At 42.4% G+C, this 17,941-nt stretch carries 15 protein-coding genes; 10 read left to right on the forward strand and 5 right to left on the reverse strand.

Annotation, left to right across the window (positions count from 1 at the left end; translation table 11 throughout):
* Positions 1 to 32 precede the first annotated feature (32 nt).
* Positions 33 to 2,312, reverse strand: coding sequence for a class 1a ribonucleoside-diphosphate reductase subunit alpha (gene nrdA, locus ACXJY6_RS08050; RefSeq protein ID WP_456049625.1), 2,280 nt, complete (start codon positions 2,310 to 2,312; stop codon positions 33 to 35).
* 435 nt (positions 2,313 to 2,747) lie between these two features.
* Complete coding sequence (gene ubiG, locus ACXJY6_RS08055; RefSeq protein WP_456049626.1) at positions 2,748 to 3,458, reverse strand: bifunctional 2-polyprenyl-6-hydroxyphenol methylase/3-demethylubiquinol 3-O-methyltransferase UbiG; 711 nt, start codon at positions 3,456 to 3,458, stop codon at positions 2,748 to 2,750.
* Positions 3,459 to 3,785: 327 nt separating this feature from the next.
* On the opposite strand from ubiG, the gene gyrA reads away from it, so the two are divergent.
* From gyrA to ACXJY6_RS08090, 7 genes are all read left to right on the forward strand, one after another.
* Positions 3,786 to 6,512, forward strand: a complete 2,727-nt coding sequence (gene gyrA, locus ACXJY6_RS08060; RefSeq protein ID WP_458768003.1) for a DNA topoisomerase (ATP-hydrolyzing) subunit A — start codon at positions 3,786 to 3,788, stop codon at positions 6,510 to 6,512.
* A 267-nt stretch (positions 6,513 to 6,779) separates the two neighbouring features.
* Entirely contained in the window at positions 6,780 to 7,376 is a 597-nt protein-coding gene (locus ACXJY6_RS08065) for a GTP cyclohydrolase II (protein WP_456049628.1), read from the forward strand.
* Between the two features lie 169 nt (positions 7,377 to 7,545).
* Complete coding sequence (locus ACXJY6_RS08070; protein WP_456049629.1) at positions 7,546 to 8,808, forward strand: imelysin family protein; 1,263 nt, start codon at positions 7,546 to 7,548, stop codon at positions 8,806 to 8,808.
* 112 nt (positions 8,809 to 8,920) lie between these two features.
* Complete coding sequence (locus ACXJY6_RS08075; protein ID WP_458768004.1) at positions 8,921 to 10,327, forward strand: di-heme oxidoreductase family protein; 1,407 nt, start codon at positions 8,921 to 8,923, stop codon at positions 10,325 to 10,327.
* 9 nt (positions 10,328 to 10,336) lie between these two features.
* Positions 10,337 to 11,374 (forward strand): imelysin family protein, encoded by a 1,038-nt coding sequence (locus tag ACXJY6_RS08080; RefSeq protein ID WP_458768005.1) that lies wholly within the window; start codon positions 10,337 to 10,339, stop codon positions 11,372 to 11,374.
* Positions 11,355 to 12,467 (forward strand): DUF1513 domain-containing protein, encoded by a 1,113-nt coding sequence (locus ACXJY6_RS08085; protein WP_458768006.1) that lies wholly within the window; start codon positions 11,355 to 11,357, stop codon positions 12,465 to 12,467. Before ACXJY6_RS08080 ends, ACXJY6_RS08085 begins: the two co-directional genes overlap by 20 nt.
* 105 nt (positions 12,468 to 12,572) lie before the next feature.
* Positions 12,573 to 13,229 (forward strand): MBL fold metallo-hydrolase, encoded by a 657-nt coding sequence (locus ACXJY6_RS08090; RefSeq protein ID WP_458768007.1) that lies wholly within the window; start codon positions 12,573 to 12,575, stop codon positions 13,227 to 13,229.
* 7 nt (positions 13,230 to 13,236) lie between these two features.
* On the opposite strand, the gene ACXJY6_RS08095 is transcribed toward ACXJY6_RS08090, so the two are convergent.
* The gene (locus tag ACXJY6_RS08095; RefSeq protein ID WP_458768008.1) at positions 13,237 to 13,902 is read right to left on the reverse strand and encodes a DUF2982 domain-containing protein; all 666 of its coding nucleotides are present in this window, start codon (positions 13,900 to 13,902) and stop codon (positions 13,237 to 13,239) included.
* 244 nt (positions 13,903 to 14,146) lie between these two features.
* On the opposite strand from ACXJY6_RS08095, the gene ACXJY6_RS08100 reads away from it, so the two are divergent.
* The 3 genes from ACXJY6_RS08100 (at position 14,147) to ACXJY6_RS08110 (ending at position 15,578) form a co-directional block, all read left to right on the forward strand.
* Positions 14,147 to 14,431 carry a DUF134 domain-containing protein gene (locus ACXJY6_RS08100; RefSeq protein ID WP_456049635.1) on the forward strand — a complete coding sequence of 95 codons (285 nt, stop codon included), beginning with the start codon at positions 14,147 to 14,149 and terminating at the stop codon, positions 14,429 to 14,431.
* Between the two features lie 176 nt (positions 14,432 to 14,607).
* Positions 14,608 to 15,129, forward strand: a complete 522-nt coding sequence (locus tag ACXJY6_RS08105) for a NifB/NifX family molybdenum-iron cluster-binding protein (RefSeq protein ID WP_458768009.1) — start codon at positions 14,608 to 14,610, stop codon at positions 15,127 to 15,129.
* Entirely contained in the window at positions 15,126 to 15,578 is a 453-nt protein-coding gene (locus tag ACXJY6_RS08110) for a PaaI family thioesterase (protein WP_458768010.1), read from the forward strand. Before ACXJY6_RS08105 ends, ACXJY6_RS08110 begins: the two co-directional genes overlap by 4 nt.
* A 101-nt stretch (positions 15,579 to 15,679) precedes the next feature.
* Here the strand turns inward: ACXJY6_RS08110 and ACXJY6_RS08115 are convergent, their stop codons facing one another.
* Both ACXJY6_RS08115 and ACXJY6_RS08120 read right to left on the reverse strand, forming a co-directional pair.
* Positions 15,680 to 17,248: a methyl-accepting chemotaxis protein gene (locus ACXJY6_RS08115; RefSeq protein WP_456049638.1), complete on the reverse strand. Its 1,569-nt coding sequence runs from the start codon at positions 17,246 to 17,248 to the stop codon at positions 15,680 to 15,682.
* A gap of 2 nt (positions 17,249 to 17,250) precedes the next feature.
* Positions 17,251 to 17,787, reverse strand: coding sequence for an SCO family protein (locus ACXJY6_RS08120; protein WP_458768011.1), 537 nt, complete (start codon positions 17,785 to 17,787; stop codon positions 17,251 to 17,253).
* Positions 17,788 to 17,941: the final 154 nt, after the last annotated feature.

Here is a 17,941-nt window from a genome sequence, read left to right on the forward strand (position 1 = left end):
TAAGTGGAATCTAATAATTAGGGAAATGCAGGTTAGATTTTGCACGCTCCGCCGGAACAATCATCGTCTGCTGATGCAACGTCTTTCTGATCATCTTGAGCACCGTCACGCGTATTATGGTAATAAAGCGTTTTAACACCATATTTGTATGCAGTCAGTAAGTCTTGAAGAAGTTGCTTCATAGGAACTTTGCCGGAGTCGTAACGACTTGGATCGTAATTCGTATTGGCAGAAATCGCTTGGTCGACGAATTTTTGCATAATACTAACGAGATGCAGATACCCATTATTTGAACCGATATTCCAAAGCAGTTCATAGTTATCTTTGTATTCGATGAACTCAGGGACAACCTGTTTCAAAATACCGTCTTTAGACGCCTTAATCGAAACATAACCACGCGGTGGTTCAATCCCGTTGGTCGCATTTGAAATTTGTGAAGAAGTTTCAGATGGCATTAATGCGGTCAACGTTGAATTACGTAAACCATATTCCATGATCTCTTCACGCAATGCATCCCAATCGTAATGTAATGGCTCATCACAAATATCATCGATATCTTTTTTGTAGGTATCGATTGGGAGTAACCCTTTCGCATAATTGGTTTCGTTGAAGAGAGAGCAACGGCCTTGTTCTTTTGCAAGTTCCACTGATGCTTTGAGTAGGTAATATTGCATCGCTTCAAACGTACGGTGGGTCAGATTATTGGCGCTACCATCAGAGTATTTCACGCCATTTTTCGCTAGGTAATAAGCGTAGTTGATTACACCAACACCTAACGTTCGGCGATTCATCGATGAACGGTGTGCTGCTGGAAGCGGGTAATCTTGATAATCGAGTAGTGCATCAAGTGCACGAACGACTAGATCCGATAACTCAGCAAAATCATCGAGAGACTCAATAGCACCAAGGTTAAACGCCGACAGTGTACACAGGGCGATTTCACCAGATTCATCTTCTACGTTTTCAAGAGGCTTGGTTGGAAGCGCAATCTCAAGGCATAAGTTTGACTGACGTACAGGAGCCACAGAGGCATCAAATGGGCTGTGTGTATTACAATGGTCGACATTTTGGATATAAATGCGGCCGGTTGACGCTCGTTCTTGCATTAATAACGAGAATAGCTCGATTGCTTTAACGGTTTCCTTCTTGATTGAAGGATCGTTTTCGTACTTAACATATAGGCGTTCGAATTCTGCCTGATCTTCGAAAAAGGCATCGTACAAACCGGGGACATCCGAAGGGGAGAATAACGTAATGTCACCGCCTTTTACCAAGCGCGCGTACATTAACTTATTTAACTGAACGCCATAATCCATATGACGGACGCGGTTCTCTTCAACACCACGGTTGTTTTTTAACACGATTAACGATTGGGATTCACGGTGCCAAAGTGGGTAGAAAACAGTTGCTGCACCACCACGTACGCCACCTTGAGAACAACATTTTACAGCTGTTTGGAAATACTTATAGAATGGTACACACCCAGTATGGAATGCTTCGCCGCCGCGAATTTCTGATCCTAATGCACGAATTCGTCCCGCATTGATACCAATTCCGGCGCGTTGCGAGACATAACGTACAATTGAGCTTGCGGTAGCGTTGATTGAGTTTAAGCTATCACCACATTCCACCAATACACACGAGCTAAATTGGCGCGTAGGAGTACGAACGCCTGACATAATCGGCGTTGGTAATGAAATTTTGAAGTTAGATGTCGCATCGTAAAAGCGCTTTACGTAGCTCAGGCGAGTCTCTTTTGGATAGTTAGCAAATAGACAGGCTGATACTAGGATATAAAGAAACTGAGCGCTCTCATAAATATCTCCAGAGACTCGGTTTTGGACAAAATACTTCCCCTCTAACTGCTTAACAGCCGCATAGGAAAAATTAAGATCACGACGATGATCAATATACTTTCCAAGTTCGATCCACTCTTCTTTCGAGTAGTCTTCCATTAAGTGCTTGTCGTACTTACCTAACTCAACTAGCGCAGTAACATGATCGTACAACTCTGGTGGAGTGTACTGACCATACGCTTTTTTACGTAAATGGAAGACGGCTAGGCGAGCGGCAAGATACTGATAATCTGGCGATTCTTCAGAGATTAGATCGGCGGCTGATTTAATTATGGTTTCGTGAATGTCGGATGTGGTAATGCCATCATAAAATTGAATTTGAGCTTTAAGTTCAACTTGGGATACAGATACATTGTTGAGATCTTCTGCTGCCCATGTGATCACTCGGTGGATCTTTTCAAGATCGATGGTTTCTTTGCGGCCGTCACGCTTGGTGACTGTAAGTTGCTGGTTCATTCTACTATATTTCCCTAACAAAACTGAAAAGCCGAAGGGTTAAATTTCTTATTGTAAAGTTTCTACTGTCGGCTTTGTGATATAAATTCACGTCTACATATAATGCTTGAGACACTATATGTAGGGGTAAAATCAATTTCGAGTACCAAGATAGTGCTATCGTAACGTCATTGCAAGTAACAATCGTTGGACAGGTTGTGGATAAGTAAAATTTTCCATCAAGAAAGTTAGTGGTTACTTACTGATGGTTTTAGAAATGAAAAGCACTTGAAGAAATGTAATGATAAAGTTGCTTAATTTATAACTGGTAACAAAAAAAAACAGCTTGATCTTTGACAAAAATTTGTCGTGAAAGATCAAGCGTTAAAATGAGATCCTAGTACACAAATGTTGCACAATAATGTGACCATATACAAGTGATGTGCTAGCGGAATTTTATGGTTTCAATGTGTGTACAATATAGTTCACGTCAACATTTTGACTGAGCTTGTAAGAGTCGGTTAAGGGGTTATAGGCAATGCCTGTAATACCATTAGATTGAAGCGGGGTTTTGTCAATTTTCGACATCAATTCTGAAGGCCGAATAAACTTTTCATGATCGTGCGTACCTTCAGGAACGATTTTTAGCAGTTTTTCTGCTCCTACGATCGCAAACAGGTAAGATTTAAAATTTCGGTTGAGCGTGGAGAAAAATACGTGACCGCCAGGTTTAACGAGCTTAGAACATGCTTGGATAACAGATAAAGGATCTGGAACATGTTCTAACATTTCCATACATGTTACTACATCATAGCTTTCTGGGTGCTCATTGGCATGAACCTCCACAGGACACTGGATATAGTTGATGTTCTTGGTTCCTGTTTCGAGCGCATGTAATCGAGCAACTTCAAGTGGCTCTTTACCCATATCAAGTCCAGTAACGTGAGCACCTTGTTGCGCCATACTTTCTGATAAAATGCCGCCACCGCAGCCTACATCAAGAACTTTTTTACCGAACAAGCCATCGCTTTTGGTTAAAACATAGTGCAATCGCAGCGGGTTGATTTGATGCAACGGTTTAAATTCACCATTTAGATCCCACCAGCGAGATGCCATATCAGCAAATTTTTGTATTTCTTTTGGGTCGACATTGTGTGGTTGATTCATGTTTAACTCTTTTTAACACATCAATACTCATTGATACCGACGAACGATACCAAGGTTGGGTTTAAGCTCTTAAGATTAAAATAATATACCTAGTCGATGCAATCTGGCTAGAGAAAGCCAATTTAAAGCAAAATACGGTCGTAAAATAGGGAGGTGAATCGACATTTAACTATGGATTGAGTATATTATAACCAATTGATTCACAACAAATGTCACATCCCATTAAAACCGATGGGAAAGAGATGCCCCCATGTGTAAATCTATGCTATATTTTCCAACCTTATACGTATAAGAATACGAAAGAACAAATAGAGGGATATTGGCTCTATGAGCGAGTTAGCTAAAGAGATAACACCCGTCAACATCGAAGAAGAGCTACGTGGTTCTTACCTTGACTATGCGATGTCAGTTATCGTTGGTCGTGCTCTTCCAGATGTACGAGATGGCTTAAAACCAGTACACAGACGCGTACTTTTCGCGATGAATGTACTAGGCAATGATTGGAATAAAGCATACAAAAAATCAGCCCGTGTGGTTGGTGACGTAATCGGTAAATATCACCCTCATGGTGATGGTGCAGTGTACGATACTATCGTTCGTATGGCTCAACCGTTCTCGCTACGTTACATGTTAGTGGATGGCCAAGGTAACTTTGGTTCCATTGACGGTGACTCAGCTGCTGCGATGCGTTATACCGAAGTTCGTATGGCAAAAATTGCGCACGAGCTTTTAGCTGATCTAGATAAAGATACGGTTGATTACGTACCTAACTATGATGGCACGGAACAGATTCCTGACGTTTTACCAGCAAAGATACCGAACCTTCTTGTCAATGGTTCATCGGGTATCGCGGTTGGTATGGCAACCAATATCCCACCGCATAACTTAACTGAAGTAATCGATGGTTGTCTTGCTTATATTAATAACGAAGACATCACGATTGATGAGCTTATTGATTATATTCCCGGACCGGATTTTCCAACTGCAGCTTTGATCAGTGGGCGCAAAGGTATTATTGACGCTTACAAAACGGGTCGCGGTAAAGTTTACATGCGCTCGAAAGCGGATATTGAAGCCGATAAGAACGGTCGCGAAACGATTGTGATTACGGAAATTCCTTATCAGGTTAACAAAGCTCGTGTAATCGAAAAAATTGCTGAGTTAGTAAAAGATAAGAAAGTCGAAGGCATTAGTGCACTACGTGACGAATCTGATAAAGAAGGTATGCGTATTGTTATTGAATGTAAGCGTGATGCTGTGGGCGAAGTTGTATTAAACAACCTATACGCTCAAACTCAGCTTCAAACCACATTTGGTATCAATATGGTTGCGCTCGACAATGGCCAACCAAAACTGTTCAACTTGAAAGAAATGTTGAAGTGTTTTGTTAACCACCGTCGCGAAGTTGTAACTCGTCGTACTATATTTGAATTACGCAAAGCTCGTGACCGAGCTCATATCCTTGAAGGACTTGCACTCGCGCTTGCGAATATTGATGAAATCATTGAATTGATCCGTAAAGCGCCAAGTCCAGCAGAAGCGAAAGCTGGCTTGTTGGCTCGTGGCTGGGACCTGGGTAATGTTGCTTCGATGCTCGAACGTGCAGGAACAGATGCAGCACGTCCTGAGTGGCTAGAGGCTGAGTTTGGTATTCGTGATGGTCAATACTTCCTCACAGAGCAACAAGCTCAAGCGATTCTAGATCTTCGCCTACACCGCTTAACCGGTTTAGAGCACGAGAAGATTTTGAACGAGTACAAAGGACTATTGGAAGATATCGCGGCACTAATGCTGATTCTTTCAAGCACTGAGCGCTTGATGGAAGTTATCCGTGAAGAATTAGAGACAGTTCGTGATGCCTTTGGCGATGCTCGTCGTACCGAGATTACCGCTGCTACCCATGACATCGATATGGAAGAGCTTATCGCTCGTGAAGATGTTGTAGTGACGTTGTCACACGAAGGTTACGTGAAGTATCAATTGCTTAATGAGTACGAAGCGCAGCGTCGTGGTGGTAAAGGTAAGAGTGCCACTAAGATGAAAGAAGAGGATTACATTGAGCGTTTATTAGTTGCGAATACGCACGATAACATTCTTTGTTTCTCGACACGTGGCAAAACGTATCGTCTTAAAGTATATCAACTACCACTAGCGAGTCGTACTGCTCGTGGTAAACCAATCGTGAATATTCTTCCGTTAGAGGAAAACGAGCGCATTACCGCTATCTTGCCTGTGAGTGAGTTCTCTCCTGAGAAATTTATCTTTATGGCAACAGGTGATGGTACGGTTAAGAAAACGTCATTAGACCAGTTTGCAAATGTTCGTTCTAACGGATTGATAGCGTTGAACCTGCGTGAAGATGATTCATTAATCGGCGTAGACATTACCAATGGCGACAGTGAAATTATGCTGTTCTCGAAAGCGGGTAAAGTTGTTCGCTTTAAAGAAGCAGAAGAAATTCCTGTTGTTGATGAAAATGGTAACCCTGTTCTTGATGAAAACGGTAATCCTGAAATCAAGTTTAAAGGTGTTCGCCCAATGGGTCGTACTGCTGCTGGTGTCCGTGGTATGAAACTCGCAGAAAATGATCAAGTTGTTTCTCTGATCATTCCATCGAGTGAAGCTGATAATGTACTAACAGTGACCGAGAATGGCTACGGCAAACGTACAGCTTTGACAGAGTACCCAACCAAAGGTCGTGGTACTCAAGGTGTGGTTTCTATCAAAGTGTCTGAGCGAAACGGCAGTGTTGTTGGCGCAGTTCAAGTCTCAGATGGTGATGAGTTTATGATGATCACCAACGCAGGTACATTGGTACGAACTCGCTCGGCCGAAGTAAGCCAAGTAGGACGTAACACTCAAGGTGTCACATTAATCCGAACGTCTGAAGAAGAGCAAGTCGTTGGTTTACAACGTATTGATGAGATCGAAGAGTTGGAATTAACAGAAGAAGAGCAAGCGGTGTTAGATGCCGATGCTGACGATTCTGCCAACAGCGTTGATAGCTCTAACCCTGAAGATGATAAAAATGACAATGACGTCGACGAGAAATAAACTCTAGACCGTACATTGATACCGGGTCGATAAGGCCCGGTATTTTTTTATCCTTATTTCGTTGAACACTGCGTCGAAATGATTCTTTGATATAACGAGATTCAAGGTTATTTCTAAGTTGCTTTGTTATAATATAACAAACGTATTTGGTCGTTTTATTGAATTTAACTGCATGTCGACTCATGGTTGTCTAGGTTACAATTGACGATACAGTGCTAGTAACAATCATTATAATGTTTAAAGCTAATTTTCTGAGTGAGAGTATGTATGGCGGAAGTTAGAGCCAGAGTTGATCTAAAAGTCGGTGCAAAAAGTAATATAGAGGCTGAAATCCTCTCGTTTAGTGGTCTTAAGACGGAAAAAGAACACGTAGCGATCATATTCAAATCTGCCGATAAGTCGCAGTCTACGCCATTTGTGAGAATGCACTCCGAATGTCTGACGGGTGATGTGTTTCATTCGTCTCGTTGTGATTGTGGTGAACAGCTTGAAGAAACCATCAATAAGATGGGTGAGCATGGTGGGATTATTTTGTATCTGCGTCAGGAAGGGCGTGGCATCGGTTTATATAATAAGATCGATGCTTATCGTTTACAGAGTGAAGGATTAGATACCTATCAAGCGAATCGTCACCTCGGTTTTGATGATGATATGAGAGACTTTAGTGAAGCGGCGCAAATGTTAGAAGCGTTGAATATCAATTCGATTAAGCTAATCACTAATAATCCAAAGAAAGTTCGTGAACTTGCCGAGCATGGTATCGAAATCGCAGAAGTGGTTAATACACTTGCTCACATAAAGCAGGGTAATGAAGACTACCTAAAAGCGAAAGTTGATCACGGGAACCATAACCTCGATATTTAATCATTGAGCCTATTTTTTCAAAAGTAAGAAAGCCCTAACGTTTGTTGGGGCTTTCTTACTTTTTGTAGTTGAAAAAAATATTTTTATCATTAGTATAGTCGATACAATTGCCAATGATAATAATTTGCATTAACATTTATAGCAACAAAATAACAAGGAAGAGTCATTAATGAAAGCCAGATTAACTCTATCAGTATCGACAGCTGTGGCACTTGCCCTTTCAGCAACCAACGTAAATGCAGCTCAAATTACCGAAAGCCAAGTTGTAGAACACTATGCGAATGTGGCACACGCCGTATTTGAAGATTCGTTGATAAGTGCTAAAAAACTCAACAATTCTATTGAAAATTTCTTAGCAAATCCGACTCAAGAAACTTTTGCACAAGCGAAAGTCGATTGGCTTGCTGCTCGAGTTCCATATCAACAGTCTGAAGTGTTCCGTTTCGGTAATGCCATTGTTGATGATTGGGAAGGTCAATTAAACGCATGGCCTCTTGATGAAGGTCTGATTGACTATGTGGCAAAAGACTACCAACACGAATTAGGTAACGAAGGTGCAAGTGCAAATATTATTGCTAATACCTCTTTGACTATTGGTGCAGCGACGGTTGATGCTAAAGAGATTACCCCTGAGCTTATCGCCAGCTTAAATGAAGTCGGCGGATCTGAAGCCAACGTTGCATCTGGTTATCATGCGATTGAGTTTCTTTTGTGGGGACAAGATCTCAATGGAACCAATGCCGGTGCCGGCAATCGCTCATACACCGACTATCTGAATGGCGATCAGTGTACCAATGGTAATTGTGAACGTCGCGGTGATTACTTACAAGCGACGGCACAACTATTGGTTCAAGACCTTGAATGGATGGAGCAGCAATGGTCTGCACAACAATCTGATAATTACCGTCAGACATTACTAGCAGAAAGTGCCGAAAATGGCCTACGTAAAATGCTGTTTGGTATGGGGTCGCTTTCACTAGGCGAACTGGCTGGTGAGCGTATGAAAGTGGCTTTGGAAGCGAATTCAACAGAAGATGAGCATGATTGTTTCTCAGATAACACTCATAACTCTCACTTCTATAATGCTCAAGGCGTATACAATGTCTTTACTGGAGAGTATGCCCGTATTAATGGTGAAGTGGTTTCTGGTCCAAGTATCAAAGATCTTGTCGAACAAAAGAATGATACTGAAGCTGTAGCTATTCAAGGCGAATTTGATAACACCCTGAAGCAAGTACACGCGCTTGTTGATTCTGCTGAGAAAAATAATGTCTATTTTGATCAGCTTATTGCAGCAAATAATAGCGAAGGGCATAAAATTGTAAACAGTGCTATTTCTGCTTTAGTTATGCAAACAGCCGCTATTGAAAAAGCAGCAGGAATCTTGGCTATCGATAATTTGAACCCTGATACCGCAGATCACGAATTTTAATATATTTGACGTTAATATATTAGGTAATTCAGAGTAAATATTGAACCCAGAGCCTCGCAATTTTATATAATTCGAGCTCTGGGTTTTGTCGTGTTAACCAAAAGAGTAATTTATGATACAACTTCTTCCAACAGTGGCTCGTCTATCGATTGGCTCAATGATGGCGTTGATGATTGTTGGTTCCGTATTTGCTGAGGCTCCGTATTCGGGTGGGAAAACGACGACTCAGCAACGTGGAGCGAATGCTTATTCTCAAGCAGCACCCAATTTACCTCTTTCCAAGCAATTGGATTTTAGTGTTGGCAACAGTTTTTTTCGTAATCCTTGGGTGCCAGCACCGTCATCAACCGATGCGCGAGATGGCTTAGGACCGCTGTTTAACACAAACGGTTGTGAAAACTGCCATCTCAAAGATGGGCGAGGCCATGCTCCTTCGAATCAAACCGATCTTGCTGTTTCGATGTTGATTCGAATGAGTATACCTGTTGAGTCGGAAGAAGAACGGCGGTTGTATGCAAAATTGGGTGTTAACCCAGAGCCAACATATGGAACTCAGTTGCAAGATTTCGCGTTACCAAACCAGATGCCGGAAGGTCGGGTTGAAGTGAATTATCAACCCGTAACGGTTACCTTTGAGGATGGCGCTACGGTTGAATTGAGAAAACCAAGCGTTACGATTGCAGACCTTAATTATGGGCCACTTCATCCCAATACAATGATCTCGGCTCGTATCGCTCCAGCCATGATTGGACTGGGTTTGTTAGAGAATATTAGTGAAGAGACTATTTTGTCATTCGCTGACCCTGATGATTTGGATGGTGATGGTATCTCCGGTCGACCAAATCGTGTATATAACGTTGAAACTGAGCAACAAGAATTAGGGCGATTTGGATGGAAAGCTGGGCAGCCGACATTAATGCAACAAAATGCCGCCGCGTTTAGCAATGATATTGGCCTCACAAGCCGTTTGTTTCCCGCGGCTAATTGTAGCTCTAAGCAAGAGATATGTGCAGAGCAGCCTAATGGCGGTGAGCACGAAGTTAGTGATAATATACTCAATTTCGTCGAATTCTATAGTCAGCATCTTGCTGTCCCTGCTCGTCGAAATATGAGTAATGAAGAGGTTGCTCGTGGAGAAACGATATTCAATGAAATCGGGTGTGCTGGGTGTCATAAGTCGAATATTCGAACCGCAGAAAATGCAGAGTTACCAGCACTTAGTCAGCAGCTTATTGACCCGTACACAGATTTGCTTTTGCACGACATGGGGCCAGACCTAGCAGACAATCGCCCTGAAGCGTTGGCCAATGGTCGTGAATGGCGTACCGCCCCATTATGGGGGATAGGTTACAGCAAAGAAGTGAGCTCAGAGGCTAACTTCCTTCATGATGGCCGAGCACGAACACCATTTGAAGCCGTATTGTGGCATGGTGGTGAAGCGGACTTAGTGAAACAACGCGTATTAAAGCTCTCTCGTAATGAACGTGAAGCATTGAAAGCGTTTATAAATTCTTTATAGGTGAAATGAATGCGAATAAAAAATCTGATCATAGGCTTGGGATTTCTCGGGTTGGCAGGATGCTCAACATCTGACACGCTTTCTGGGTTTAAGCCTCAACAAACAACGCATATTAGCCAACCTGTGTATCTTGCCGAGTTTAATGCGGCTCAGGAGTTCTATACACAAACTGAAGCTCTTACTTCTAGTTTTCAGCAATACTGTAGTCGTGAAACATCACTTGAGGATGTGCAACAAGCATGGCGCGCGACTGCTTCAAAGTGGATGGCACTTCAAGGACAGGAGCGCGGCCCAGTAGACGCACTTGAGCAAAATTGGAATATTCAATTTTGGCCAGATAAGAAAAATACCACTGGGCGTAAGATGACTGAGTTAGTCAATACGAGTGAATCTCTTAGCTCGGAATATATGAGTCAACAGAGTGTGTCAGTCCAGGGGTTAGGTTCAATGGAGTGGCTCTTATTTGACAGTGCTTCACCCATCTTTAGCAGTACTCAAGCTGATGCGTGTCGAGTTGGTATCGCGGTTACGGAGCATTTGTCTAGCAACAGCAGCATTATTGTTGATGCATGGCAGAGTAATCCGTGGTTAGAGCTGGATGAGACTACATGGGAGTCGGAATACCTGTCCTTAATGTCAAATCAGCTTTCATTTGCGACGTCGAAGTTGACACGTCCTCTCGCTAATATCGGCCAACCTCGACCATATTTTTCTGAAGCGTGGCGATCGAAATATTCGTTGCATTTACTGCGGCTCAATATAGAAGCACTGAGTAGGTTATATCATGTAGAGAATGATGGTTTGGATACTCACCTCAGAGCAGAAGGGCATCAGGTAATCGCAGATAGAGTCGAACAGCAATTTTTGAGCATACTTAACGAATGGCCAGAAAATGACGATCTGTTTGACTCTCTGCAAACTAAGGCTGGCTACCGCCAAGCTTTAGCTTTATTGAATAAAATTGAACAGCTTGATTACTTATTGAACCAAGAAGCGGCAGTAGCGCTTGGTGTTGTGATAGGGTTTAATGCTACCGATGGTGACTGATCGTTCGAGACGAACTTTATTAAAAGCGGCGTTATTGGGTTCGAGCTTACCACTATTGCCTCTAGGTTGTGCGAGTACGGCAATCCAAAAGAGATCAGCGCTGATAGGGTGTTCGTATTCTTCTCGCAGTGATTATCGCGTGGTGGTGGCCAGTCTTGATGGCAAGATGCAGCGAGAGTTGCCATTGCCGGGCCGAGGACACGGCATTGCGATTCACCCTACTCAGTCTCATGCTGTTGCGTTTGCTCGACGACCAGGGCAATACATGTTGGTGTTTGACTACTTGACTGGTGAGACGATTAAGCTGCAGTTAGCCACAAAAGATCGTCACTATTATGGTCATGGTGTGTACAGCTTAGACGGTGCTCTACTTTACGTTACGGAAGGTGAAAGTGCGACTAGCCAAGGTATTATTGGTGTCTATTCAATTGAGCAAGGATATAAGAAAGTAGCTGAATTCACTGAGTTTGGTATCGGACCTCATGAGATTGTTATTAAAAATAATGGACAGTTAGTGGTTGGTGTTGGTGGTGTTCAAACTCAGAATCGAAAACCGACCAATCTTGATAGCATGTCACCATCACTGGCGTATCTCTCTGATGAAGGTGAGTTGCTCGATCAAGTGAGGCTAGGGGATCATCACCTTAGTATTCGCCATCTTGCCCACGATGGTGCTGAAACCATTCTTTGTGGTCAACAATACCGAGGTGAACCCGATAACTATCCAGCTTTAGTCGCCATGCATAGGCCGGGGCAAGCGATGGTTGAACTTAATGCGGAGCCGGAGCAATGGGCTCGATTTAACCATTATATTGCGAGCATCGCGGCGAATAACGACTACATTGTTGCCACGTCGCCTCCCGGTAATTGTTATGGCATTTGGGATAAACACAGTGGTGACTTAGTTGAATTAGCCTCCTTACCCGATGCGTCTGGAGTTGTCGTTGCTGATGAGGCTTTTTATATAAGTTCCGGTTCCGCTAAAATTGTGGAAAGTCATTTCCCGGCATCTCCCATTATACATTCGGGTTCTATTCAGTGGGATAACCACTGGTCATCGATTCCTAGTCAACCAAATTCGTTTCTTTCGTAATCGACGTTGAAAAATCAACGCTGTATTAGGGTGTAATGTTTACTTGTCAAGTTACCGGAGCAGTGTCATAGTTCCAGTATAAAAATACAGTAAATAAGGTGAACTATGTCTCTTAAATATCAGATTGTTCCAGTGACATCCTATGCGCAAAATTGTTCGATCGTTTGGTGCGATGAAACGATGAAGGGTGTTGTGGTCGATCCCGGTGGCGATGCTAAACAACTTGGAATGATGATCGAAGAGTTGGGCGTCGAGGTTGAGCAACTTATATTAACTCACGGACATCTCGATCACGTTGGTGGCACATTAGCGCTATCTGAAATTTTAGGAGATGTTTCGATTGTTGGGCCTCATAAAGATGACAACTTCTGGTTACAAGGGTTAAAAAACCAATGTGAAATGTTCGGTTTTCCTCAAACCGAGGTGTTTGAACCATCAACATGGTTGGTTGAAGGCGATACCATAGCATTCGGCAATCAAACGTTGGATGTTTTGCATACTCCGGGTCATACACCAGGACATGTGACATTTTATAGCCAAGGTGCTCAGCTTGCGTTTGTTGGTGATGTTCTATTCCACGGCAGCATCGGGCGCACTGATTTTCCAAAAGGGGACTTTGATACCTTGATTAGCTCTATCAAAACCAAACTGTGGCCTTTAGGCAACGATGTCACGTTTGTACCTGGTCATGGACCAAACTCCACGTTTGGTAAAGAACGTGCTTCCAACCCATTTGTTGCAGATGAAATGCCGCTTTACTAGTGTGATATTAATCGGGCTCGGCGGCAGCGATATAGCGCCGAGCCAGACCGATAAACTCGTCTGCATCGCAACCTAAATCATGAATCGAAATAAAGATGTCAAAACCAATCGCTTGTCGTTGGTAGTGCATTCGATTTGCCATCATAGCCAGTAACCCTTTATACATCTTGCCGTTTGGACTGGTATATGGGCTGTCATCGAGCATATAGTCTTCAAACTTACTTCGCATCCCTTGTTGTTTTAATCCAGAATACAAAAGTGCACGTTGCTCTAGTAATTGGTCACTAATGATACGGGGACAAATACTATCCAAATATGGGTCTGGTTGTTTTAGTCTAATGCCAATCCATGGTAATGGATGCGAGTAACCTTGCTGATCGATGTAACACATTTCAATGCTTGAGATGTTATTCCATTTTACCACCCAACCACCTTTAAAAAAGTGCTGCTGAAAGTGGCTTGGTGTCATGGTGTACTTCACTAATAACTTCTGAATAATAAACCAAGCTATTAACGCTATTCCGGAAAAAAGCATGAGGATGGCGATCGCATTGCTGAATTTATCGACTTGAACCGCGGCGATCAGAGCGATGGCTAGGTACAAATAAAAAATGAGTACGCGCCAGCGTGGTGTTAGGCCAATTTGTAGGTTTGCGAATTGACGAGTCTGCATTTAATCACTCTTAAATAACGTTGGACTCACTATATAGTTATCGTAAGGAATCAACCAACAAGTTTTTATCAATGATGAGAGCCCGAGTCTTAGCATTATGGCTATATTCAATCAGCACTGAGTGTTTTTGCGGCAAATCGCCTAAATAACTATTGAAAGGTGAAAGCAAAGTCTTGTTTTTTGTCTCTCTTTCTAGTTGAATACTCGTTCAGTTATTATTTTCTCAATTTTAAGGCATTGTGTAATGGGTCGTCCTAAGATTCCAAGAATTATATGCGGTTCTCCAGCAGATAGTTGTTTTAAGCCTAACGGTATTCCTATGAAACAGCTAGACCAAGTTTTTTTACAACCTGATGAATTTGAAGCGTTACGCCTTGTTGATTATCAAGGAATGTTACAACAAGAGGCGGCAGTTGTTATGGGCGTCTCACGCCAAACACTGGCCAACTTAGTCAAAGCCGCTCGTTTAAAAGTGACAGATTGCTTGGTAAACGGAAAAGCGCTCATGATGCACACCGCCGAGTCGTAAGAACAGCCACCTCCTTACGCGTCTTTCCTTACGGCATTTCATTTAATGCTGTAGGGCTTCCACTGATTACTCCCACTCTTAATCGATTTTTTATCTCATTTCTTTGGTCAAAATAATTGGCATATGATATTTACACGTGTATGTTTAGCATATGCTATTTAAATAAGGAGTACATTATGTACATAGCGATGCCATTACAAGATAAATCTCTATCAAATCATTTTACTAAAGCAAGCTCATTTGCGTTGTTTAACCAAAACGGTGATTTCATCAAGCAGTTTGAAAATCCTGGATTGCAAAAAGGCTGTGAAGGAAAGAGCAAACTGGTTGAATTACTCAATTTGTATCAAGTGAGTCAAGTTGTCGTAAAAAACGTTGGTGAAAGAATGTTAGGAAAACTTCTCGATTCAAAAATTGTGGTTAAGCAGGTCAATCAACGTGGATTGGACGTGGTGAGTATTTTTGAACATATGGAAGCATTGCCTACGTTAGCCACTGCTGACCAAGGGCGTGAATCAATAAACTATCGTGAAAAGCAAAAAACGGGAGGTTGTTGTAACCACGAACACAAACATGCGCATAAACACGAACACAAGCACAAGCACATACATGGGCGAACTAACGGTGGTTGTTGTAGCGATGACGAACGTCAACAACATGGACAAAAACAGGGTAAAGGAAGATGTTGCCAACGATGAGTCAAATTATGGTGGGTGTAACACAGGATTTAGACAGTCTAAACGACGCTCAAAGATTGCACCAACACTGTTTTGTATGTGGTTCGAGTATTGATGTGCCCGCTGGGCTCGGGATTAGCTATTCACCGGTAGATGAGCAGTCGGTACAGGCTGAGTTTGTGGTTGAAGTGAGACATCAAGGTTACCAAGGGTTACTACATGGTGGAATAGCAAGCTCACTAATCGATGGAGCAATGACACATTGCTTGCTTCAGCAGAATATTCCCGCGTTAACGGCTGAATTGAATATGCGATTTCATCAACCTATTAAGCTCGGTGATACTGTCAATATCAGTGCGACGGTTACTCGTCAACGACGAGGTATTTATTGCGTAGAAGGGGAGTTGACGGTTTCTGGGCTGTGTTGTGTGAGTTCAAAGGCCAAATTCTTACAGCCCAAGCTAGCGTGACAGTTATTGAAATTAGTACGACTCGTGAAATTGTTTTCGAATGAGTAAAGTAAAAGTGCCACCAGTAATCCCAGTTACTATAAGGTGGCACTTCGTTTATGTTATGCGCTAAGCTTAAATTCTTTCAGTAGTGAGACCATCTCTTGTGCTAGTTCATTTAATTGGTCTGCGTGTTGATAAATTTCACTCGATTCGGATTGGAAAGAGTGCGTTGTTTTAGCTGCGTCATCGGTGTTGCCTGAAATTTGTCCATTGGTAACCGCTTGCTGTTCCGCTGCAGCTGCAATTTGTTCAATTCGAGCATTAATGGAGGAGATGGCGCTCGAAATTGACGAAAAGTTATGATGTACCGTATCGGCTCCGCCAACGGTTGAGTCGGCTAGATTCTGACATTTATTCATGGTATCAACAGCTTGGTTGGTTGTGGTTAATAGACTAGAAATCATCTTGGTTATTTCTTCAGTAGAGTCATGAGTTCGTTGGGAAAGTACACGAACTTCATCAGCAACTACGGCAAACCCACGACCTTGATCTCCAGCTCTCGCTGCTTCAATTGCAGCATTAAGCGCGAGTAGGTTCGTTTGTTCAGCGATGCCACTGATCGTAGCAACAATACTATTAATATGTTGACTGCCTTTTTCAAGCTCTTTAATGATACCGGATGCTTGATTAACCGATCCTGCGAGAACGTGAATGGTTTCTTTAAATTCTCCAGCGGTTTGCATACCTTCAGATGCGAGATTGACGCATTCTGCAGAGCTAAGAGAGGTTTGCTCGGCACTTTCCGCGACTTCATTTGTTGCGGCAGACATGTCTTGAAGTGAGTCAGATATCGTTGTCATGCTTGCTTGTTGATTCGAAGCATCATCCGATAAGCGCTCTGCGGATTTATTCAAGTTAGACGTGTGCTGAGCGAGGTTGGTTGAGACTGTATTCATGCTTATCAAAGTGCTTGATAACTTACTAAACAAACTGTTGGTTTGATCAATGAGCACGGAATCATCAACATTTTCAATTCGAGTAGAAACATCACCTTGATAACCTTTTTCAATCGCACCGATGACAGACTCAGATTCCACAAACTTTTTATTTCCTTCCAGTACATAGAATGACGCAACTGCAAATGCCAAGATGCCAAGAACTAGATGGTAGGCAAGTGGTGCCAACAAACCATACGCCGTTTCATCACCCCAAGAGAACATTATCAATGGGATGTTGCCAAGCTCGGCTCCGATAGACTGACAGTAAGTAAGACCAACGTGATAAACTACACCAAGAACTAACCCTACAAGCGTAGGAAGGTAATCGCGATATCGTGAAAGTATCATAAAGTTTAGAAAGTAAGCGAAATGACCTTCACCTAGGCCATTGGCTTGTTGAGCGGTAATGGCGAAGAAAGCGGTAATAGCTGTAGCCATAATTACTCGAGATGCGACTGTTCCCCGGATTGTCATATAAGCGATGACTGAAATTGCTGTGATAATACCACCGCCGATGAGACCGAGGTAAAAATACCCGTTTTGCCAAGAGGTCACACACGTTACTAGGAAGAAATAAGCAAATATAATCTTCAACATGACGCCATCAGTGAGTTTAAAGTCACGATTAAATGCCTCGTTGATATTCGTTGATAGCTTATTGCTATAGCAGATAAAAAAGTATTTAAGCATAGTTATGGTTCCAGTTTTTGAAGGTCTGAACTTAATTGCGCAAGCGTGTATTCATTTGGGTTATAGGCTCTAATTATCGACCACTCGTCTTGCTCTCGTTTTAAAAGGTAACTCCTGGCCATATGAGTGATATCATCTTTTAGTTTGTGAATATTCAATCCAAAGTCGGCTTTATATTGGGCAAACTCTGTTTCACTCGGCATATGACCAATAAATTCTGAATTGTATGCTTGTGCATATTCCATCGAAGCATACTGGGTACTGTCTTTATCGATGTTAATAAAGATAACTTGAGGCATTTTCACCTCATCTTTATCCCAATTCTGTTCCAGTTGAGATAAATAACTCAATGTTAGAGGGCAAGCGCCACTGCAGCTGGGAAAGCCGAAAAACACAATTGCATAGGGATCAGGAATGTCAGTATTAGGTAAGCGCACTTTCTGGTTCAGTGTGGCAGGAAGCAAGGCCACAGCAGCAATTACACCGACCAACATAAGCCATAGTGAGCTCCCAATGAGCCACATTTTTGTTTTTGCCATAGGTTTCCTAGTTATTGCGTTTCGCTACTAATTTAAGCGTAGGCGCATAACTGAAAAACTGCCAAAAATCTATAATATTAATAAGGCTGGGAAATGAGTCAAACCAACAACGAACGATAGAGACTAGATAAAAAAGAAGTGGACAATATTTTAC

It is taken from the genome of Vibrio phycocola (assembly GCF_054404255.1).

Coding starts and splice junctions, on each gene's coding strand:
- ACXJY6_RS08095 (WP_458768008.1), bottom strand. CDS start 13,902: ATGCAGACTCGTCAATTCGCAAACCTACAAATTGGCCTAACACCACGC.
- ACXJY6_RS08100 (WP_456049635.1), top strand. CDS start 14,147: ATGGGTCGTCCTAAGATTCCAAGAATTATATGCGGTTCTCCAGCAGAT.
- ACXJY6_RS08090 (WP_458768007.1), top strand. CDS start 12,573: ATGTCTCTTAAATATCAGATTGTTCCAGTGACATCCTATGCGCAAAAT.
- ACXJY6_RS08070 (WP_456049629.1), top strand. CDS start 7,546: ATGAAAGCCAGATTAACTCTATCAGTATCGACAGCTGTGGCACTTGCC.
- nrdA (WP_456049625.1), bottom strand. CDS start 2,312: ATGAACCAGCAACTTACAGTCACCAAGCGTGACGGCCGCAAAGAAACC.
- ACXJY6_RS08085 (WP_458768006.1), top strand. CDS start 11,355: ATGCTACCGATGGTGACTGATCGTTCGAGACGAACTTTATTAAAAGCG.
- gyrA (WP_458768003.1), top strand. CDS start 3,786: ATGAGCGAGTTAGCTAAAGAGATAACACCCGTCAACATCGAAGAAGAG.
- ubiG (WP_456049626.1), bottom strand. CDS start 3,458: ATGAATCAACCACACAATGTCGACCCAAAAGAAATACAAAAATTTGCT.
- ACXJY6_RS08080 (WP_458768005.1), top strand. CDS start 10,337: ATGCGAATAAAAAATCTGATCATAGGCTTGGGATTTCTCGGGTTGGCA.
- ACXJY6_RS08115 (WP_456049638.1), bottom strand. CDS start 17,248: ATGCTTAAATACTTTTTTATCTGCTATAGCAATAAGCTATCAACGAAT.
- ACXJY6_RS08105 (WP_458768009.1), top strand. CDS start 14,608: ATGTACATAGCGATGCCATTACAAGATAAATCTCTATCAAATCATTTT.
- ACXJY6_RS08075 (WP_458768004.1), top strand. CDS start 8,921: ATGATACAACTTCTTCCAACAGTGGCTCGTCTATCGATTGGCTCAATG.
- ACXJY6_RS08110 (WP_458768010.1), top strand. CDS start 15,126: ATGAGTCAAATTATGGTGGGTGTAACACAGGATTTAGACAGTCTAAAC.
- ACXJY6_RS08120 (WP_458768011.1), bottom strand. CDS start 17,787: ATGGCAAAAACAAAAATGTGGCTCATTGGGAGCTCACTATGGCTTATG.
- ACXJY6_RS08065 (WP_456049628.1), top strand. CDS start 6,780: ATGGCGGAAGTTAGAGCCAGAGTTGATCTAAAAGTCGGTGCAAAAAGT.